Origin of the sequence: Enterococcus sp. HMSC078F03 (assembly GCF_001811595.1) — a bacterium.
GTDB classification, from domain to species: Bacteria; Bacillota; Bacilli; order Lactobacillales; family Enterococcaceae; genus Enterococcus; species Enterococcus faecalis.
Genome location: NZ_KV805556.1, coordinates 333591 through 339761, shown reverse-complemented (window position 1 = coordinate 339761; position 6171 = coordinate 333591). Strand labels below are relative to the sequence as shown.

6 protein-coding genes are annotated in these 6171 nt (G+C 35.0%); all 6 read left to right on the top strand.

Going from position 1 to position 6171, the window contains the following annotated elements:
• Positions 1 to 303 precede the first annotated feature (303 nt).
• The 6 genes from HMPREF2810_RS07190 (at position 304) to HMPREF2810_RS07165 (ending at position 6121) form a co-directional block, all read left to right on the top strand.
• The gene (locus HMPREF2810_RS07190; RefSeq protein WP_002357655.1) at positions 304 to 1137 is read left to right on the top strand and encodes a PRD domain-containing protein; all 834 of its coding nucleotides are present in this window, start codon (positions 304 to 306) and stop codon (positions 1135 to 1137) included.
• A 36-nt stretch (positions 1138 to 1173) separates the two neighbouring features.
• Positions 1174 to 3171 carry an N-acetylglucosamine-specific PTS transporter subunit IIBC gene (nagE, locus tag HMPREF2810_RS07185; protein ID WP_010715181.1) on the top strand — a complete coding sequence of 666 codons (1998 nt, stop codon included), beginning with the start codon at positions 1174 to 1176 and terminating at the stop codon, positions 3169 to 3171.
• 240 nt (positions 3172 to 3411) lie between these two features.
• The gene (locus HMPREF2810_RS07180; protein WP_010715182.1) at positions 3412 to 4893 is read left to right on the top strand and encodes a BglG family transcription antiterminator; all 1482 of its coding nucleotides are present in this window, start codon (positions 3412 to 3414) and stop codon (positions 4891 to 4893) included.
• Entirely contained in the window at positions 4883 to 5335 is a 453-nt protein-coding gene (locus HMPREF2810_RS07175; protein ID WP_010715183.1) for a PTS sugar transporter subunit IIA, read from the top strand. Before HMPREF2810_RS07180 ends, HMPREF2810_RS07175 begins: the two co-directional genes overlap by 11 nt.
• Positions 5335 to 5652, top strand: a complete 318-nt coding sequence (locus HMPREF2810_RS07170; RefSeq protein ID WP_002357651.1) for a PTS fructose transporter subunit IIB — start codon at positions 5335 to 5337, stop codon at positions 5650 to 5652. Before HMPREF2810_RS07175 ends, HMPREF2810_RS07170 begins: the two co-directional genes overlap by 1 nt.
• A 19-nt stretch (positions 5653 to 5671) precedes the next feature.
• Positions 5672 to 6121: a PTS sugar transporter subunit IIA gene (locus HMPREF2810_RS07165; protein ID WP_002365638.1), complete on the top strand. Its 450-nt coding sequence runs from the start codon at positions 5672 to 5674 to the stop codon at positions 6119 to 6121.
• The last annotated feature ends 50 nt before the right edge of the window (positions 6122 to 6171 follow it).

Here is a 6171-nt window from a genome sequence, read left to right as displayed (position 1 = left end):
TTCTCGGAGTTAAACACTTCTGTCCCGACCTCTTCCCGATAAGAGCTTCTTTTTTGTTAATAGTCAACAATTAATAAAAAAATAATTGAAAAAGGTTGACAAAAATAATGATACTCGTTAGAATAAGCACTGTTAACAAATGAATAGCGTTTTCATGTGACTAGATAATACTAGGCATGGAAGAATTTCGTAATACAATGTGGTGTACAATGGTTACGCAACATGTTTAACGGGATTGTTCTATGCTTTTTTTGTTGTTTTCACTGAAGATGTTAGAATTACTTCTGCAGAAGAGGGTCATTTATGAAAATTAAAAAGGTGCTAAATCAAAATGCTGTACTTGTTCTTGACGAAGGACAGGAGAAAGTAGCTGTCGGTAAAGGCGTCGGGTTTAATAAGACTAAAAATGATGTCTTATCTCGACAATTGGTGGAGCGGATGTTTGTGATGGAGCCAGAAGGACTGAAAAAACTTCAAGTACTGCTATCACAAATTGAAGACAAATACTTTTTAGCGAGTGAAGAAATTATCCAACATGCTGAAACGGTATTGGGTGAAAAGTTGAATGAACATATTAATATTGGGTTGAGTGATCACATTGCTTTTGCAGCTGAAAATATTCAAAATAATATTATTGTTCGGAACAAGCTTTTAAGTGAAATTGAGATTTTATATAGTGAAGAATTTGCTATTGCTCAATGGGCTGTAGAATATTTAACACAAACCTTAGAAATTCCATTTAGTTATGATGAAGCGGGATATATTGCAATTCATATCCATAGTGCTCGCAGCGGGCGTACTGATAATAGTAAAAGTATCCGTGAAGTTACAATCGTTTCTGAAATTATTCATTTAATCGAGCAGGAATTGGCTATTGATATTCATGATGATAAAAATAGTCTCAGTTATTCACGTTTGGTGAATCATTTACGTTTGTTTATTCATCGCTTCCAACAAAATCAATATGCTGTTTTAGATGAAGAAATTTTGGAAGTCGTAAAGAAAAAGTATGCTGAAAGCTATGAAATCTCAAAAAAAGTACAAGTCTTATTAATGAGAAATTTTCATTATCAAGTACCAAATGAAGAACTTGGTTATTTATCGATTCACATTGAACGATTAAGAATGACCAAATAATAAAAATTAAATAGTTTATGTGAGGAGTTACGTATAATGAAAGCGTATATGCAAAGAATGGGACGTTCGTTAATGTTACCAGTTGCTGTATTACCGGCGGCTTCTTTATTAGTCGGTATTGCTAACTGGATCGTGGGAACAATCGGCGCTAGTCCAGCCACAACTTTTCTAATGAATGGTGGTTTGGCTATCTTAAACAACTTAGCATTATTATTTGCGGTTGGTTTAGCGTTAGGAATGTCAAAAGATAAAGATGGATCGGCAGCATTAGCTGGTTTAGTCGCTTATTTAGTGCCAAAAACTGTTTTAGCGCCTGCTTCTATCCAAGCCATTAAAGGCTTCAAGGATATTGCTGAAGTAAACCCAGCCTTCAACAGCATGGACAACAATGTCTTTGTCGGGATTGTCGCTGGTTTAGTTGCTGCGGCAATGTATAATCGTTTCTCTGGTGTGAAATTGCCAATGGCTTTATCATTCTTTAGTGGAAAACGTTTAGTTCCTATTATGTCAGCTATTTCGATGTTAGCAATCTCAGCTGTCTTATTCTTCTTCTGGCCAGTTGTTTATAACGGATTAGTTGCTTTTGGTAAAGGAATCTCTAGCTTAGGTTTCGTAGGAGCTGGCTTGTATGGTTTCTTTAACCGACTATTAATTCCAACAGGCTTACACCATGCCTTGAATTCTGTTTTCTGGTTTGATGTTGCTGGTATCAATGATATTGGGAACTTTTTAGCTGGTCAACAAGCGTTAGATACTGGTAAAGCAATTGTAGGACAAACAGGGATGTACCAAGCTGGTTTCTTCCCAGTAATGATGTTTGGTTTACCAGCAGGCGCGTTTGCTATTTATCAATGTGCGCGTCCTGAGAAGAAAAAAGTTACAGCTTCATTAATGTTAGCTGCTGGTTTTGCGGCTTTCTTTACAGGCGTTACTGAACCTTTAGAATTCTCATTTATGTTCGTTGCTTGGCCTTTATATGTTTTACATGCAGTCTTTACAGGTATTTCTTTAGCATTCGCTGCGTTTATGCATTGGACAGCTGGCTTTGCCTTTAGTGCAGGTTTTGTAGACTTTTTCTTAAGTTTGAAAAACCCAGTCGCGAATCATCCAATGATGTTGGTGGTTCAAGGACTTATCTTTGCGGCAATTTACTACTTCGGTTTCCGTTTTGCAATCACTAAGTTTAACTTAATGACACCAGGACGTGAAGAAGGCGATGGCGAAGAAACGCCAGATGTTGCAGAAGGTGACAACAAATTTGCTTCTCTAGCTCGTCGTATTTATGATGGTTTAGGCGCTGATGCTAATGTAACTTCTATTGATAACTGTACAACTCGTTTACGCTTAACAGTGAAAGATACAGGCAAAGTGGATCAAGCAAAAATTAAAGCAACTGGGGTTCCTGGTGTGAAAGTCATTGATGACACCAATATCCAAGTGATTGTTGGTACGGAAGTACAATTTGTTGCTGACGAAATGCAACGATTATATAACCACCAAGCGCCAGCAACACCAGTCAAAGAAACACCTGTTTCTAAACCAGTTGTTGAAGAAAAAGCGCCAGTTTCAACGAAAGAAACTGAATTATATTCTGTAGCGAATGGGAAAGTTATTCCTATTTCTGAAGTACCAGATGATGTTTTCTCAGCAAAAATGATGGGTGACGGTTTTGCTGTCGTTCCAACAGACGGCGAAGTTTCAACACCCGTTGCTGGTAAAATTACTAGCATTTTCCCAACAAAGCATGCGTTAGGTATCCAAACAGATTCAGGCATTGAAGTATTATTACACATGGGTCTAGATACTGTTGAGTTACAAGGTGGACCATTTACATTACATGTTGAAGAAGGCCAAGTTGTAAAACAAGGCGATAAAATTGCAACCATTGATTTAGCCGCATTAAAACAAGCTGGCAAAAAATCAGATTTAATTGTTGTTTTCACAAATCAAGATATCGTTGCTCAATACGATTTACAAAAAGCAGGTCAAACGACTTCAATAAATGATGTAATCGGAAATGTTACCGTAAAATAAAAGTAAAAAAGGGCTAGCCGTAAGGCAGCCCTTTTTTGTATTCTTTGAAAATATTAGTGTCTGTAGAGCCAGTAATTCAAAATCGCTTGCTCTACAGATTTTTATTTATAAATAGCCTTAGAAAGTTTCGCATAATTGAACACTTTAACCACTCACAAAAATGGCCAATGTAACGGACAGAAAACAAGGAAGCGTTTTCTTTTGTATGGATTATAATAAATATATCAAGGAGGGGTTGCTATGAGTTCGAAAAAAGAACGTGGACAAAAATTGTTGTTACTTCTCTCAAAAAAACAAGATTATATGACTGCAGAAGAATTGGCAAACTGCCTAAGTACTTCTCCTAAGACAGTTTATCGTTTGATAAAAAAAATTAACGATGAATTTTCAGAAGGTTCACTCATATTATCTGAGAAAGGACGAGGATACAAGCTAGACTATGAACGATTTATGGAACAGAATCGACATTTAGTCGAAAAAGAAAGTGATTTTTCGCCAAGGGAAAGACGCAATCGAATTCTGGAGGAATTGTTGTTAGCTTCTCCACAAGCTAAAAATGTTTATGAATTATTTGCAAGATATTATGTTGGCGATTCTGTGATATTTAGCGATGAACAACAATTATCCGAAGATTTAAAGAAATATGATTTAACACTCAAACGGAAAAATCGAACGTTGGCAATTATCGGGGAGGAAAGAGCTATCAGGAAAGCCATTTCCGATAGAATACAACTGTTGAACATTATCGATATTGAGGATCTTCGAAACAACAAAGCATTAAATTTTAATAATTATGATGTCCTTTTTACGTTAGATCAAGTCAGGAACATTGAAAAGAAACTAGATATTACTATTCCACATCCATATAATGTAAACATCTTTTCGCATCTTTATATCTTAATTAGTCGTTCACGAAAAGTAGCCATTTCTGAAAAATACCAATTATCTGACGAAGAAGAACAAGAATTAACAAAGGACTTAGTACTCAAAAAGGTCGCGCAAACAACGATTCAACAGATTGAAACTTATTTAAATAAGAGACTGCCTAACGTTGAAATTTATTACTTATATCAATATTTAGTTTCTTCTAGGATGCAAGGTTCATTTAGTAAAGCAACTAATTTTTCTTTCAAAGTAATGCAAATTACTCAATTTTATTTAGAGGAAATGAGTGCACAACTAAAAATTTTAACTGATAATGATCAGCTACTTTTTGAATTGGCTAGTCATATAAAACCAATGATAAATCGTCTTGAAAACGGCATACATGTTAAGAATAGTTTATTGGATCAAATAAAAATGACGTATGAAACAATTTTTAGAAAAATTGTGCAAGTTTCTAAGCAAGTAAGTAAAAACTATCAACTACCGGCTATAAACGAAGACGAGAATGGGTTTATTACATTGTATTTTGCACGAATGATTGAAACCAATCAGTTACCTATTCGTACTTTGATTATGTGTACCACTGGAATTGGAACTTCAGAACTATTGAGAGTAAAAGTTGAAAAGAAATTTCCTGAATTACAAATTGTTGAAATTATTGCCACACGAAATATAAGGAAATCATTAAAAGATTATTCTGATATTGAATTGATTCTTACAACGATTCATTTACAGGAAAAGGTCCCCATTAAATCATTGTTGGTAAGTGCCATGTTTACAATGGATGATCAGTATCGATTACAAAGAAAAGTTGAGGAAATCTATCATGAACGTTAATCCTTTATACCAAGTTTTCCTAAACCAAGAACTTCTTTCAAAACAGCAAGTATATCAATTCATTGCAGAAACAGCAGCACCTTTGTTAACGCTCGAAGAAAAAAAGCAGATTGAGGAATCTTTGGTAAATCGTGAGAAGATGGGAAGTAATCAGATTGCAGAGCAAATTGTCTTGCCACATTTAGAAAATGCACTCTTGAAAAAAAGTGAAATATATCTGATTGGCTTAAAAACAGAAATCCAAGAATGGACGGCAGACATTAAGCAAGTGAAATTAATTATTGTCATCTTACTAAAAGAAAATGAACGGTTAAAAGTAAAAAAAGAAATCAGTCGATTTACTAGAAAATTAGCAAATGAAGACTTCTTAGAAAAGCTGTTGTGTTTAAAAACAGAAACAGATTTTTATAAAAATATAGAAAAATTTGAGGAGGAAAAATAATGAAGATAGTCGGCGTAGCAGCCTGCACAGTAGGAATTGCTCACACATATATCGCACAAGAAAAATTGGAGAACGCTGCAAAAAAAGCAGGAGTTGAGATCCATGTAGAAACACAAGGGACCATTGGGATTGAAAACAAACTAACGGATGAACAAATTAAGGAAGCGGACATTGTTATATTAGCCATTGATGTAAAAATTTCTGGAAGAGAGCGTTTTGATGGGAAACGAATCATTCAAGTACCTACAGAAGTTGCTGTAAAATCACCCACTAAACTAATTGAAAAAGCAGAAGAAGTTATGACACAAGAAAAGTAATCTTCTAGGAGGAATTGTAATGGAAGTAAAGGATATCATTGACTTAAAAACCGTTAAAACGAATATGAATGTAAATACAAAAGAGGAAGCGTTAAAAGAATTAGCCAATCTTTTACTTGAAAATGGCAATATTTCAGAGGAAAAAGGCTTTATAAAAGATATCTATGATAGAGAGGCGGAAGGCCAAACGGGCATCGGAAACTATCTAGCCATTCCACATGGCAAAAGTGCGTATGTAAAAAAAATAGGCGTGGCCATCGGTATTAATAGTACAGAAATTCCTTGGGAATCTTTAGATGATAATGGCGTAAAAGGAATCATTCTTTTTGCTGTGGGCAATGATCATAAAGAAACAACTAGCCATCTTAAACTATTATCATTGTTTGCCAGAAAACTCGGAAATGATGAAGTAGTGAGAGAATTCCTTCAATCAAAATCGCCAGAGGATGTAGTGAAGGCATTCTCTTAATGAAATTACTAAGACAGCATATTGTGGATATTTTCTACAGAAGAATCCAC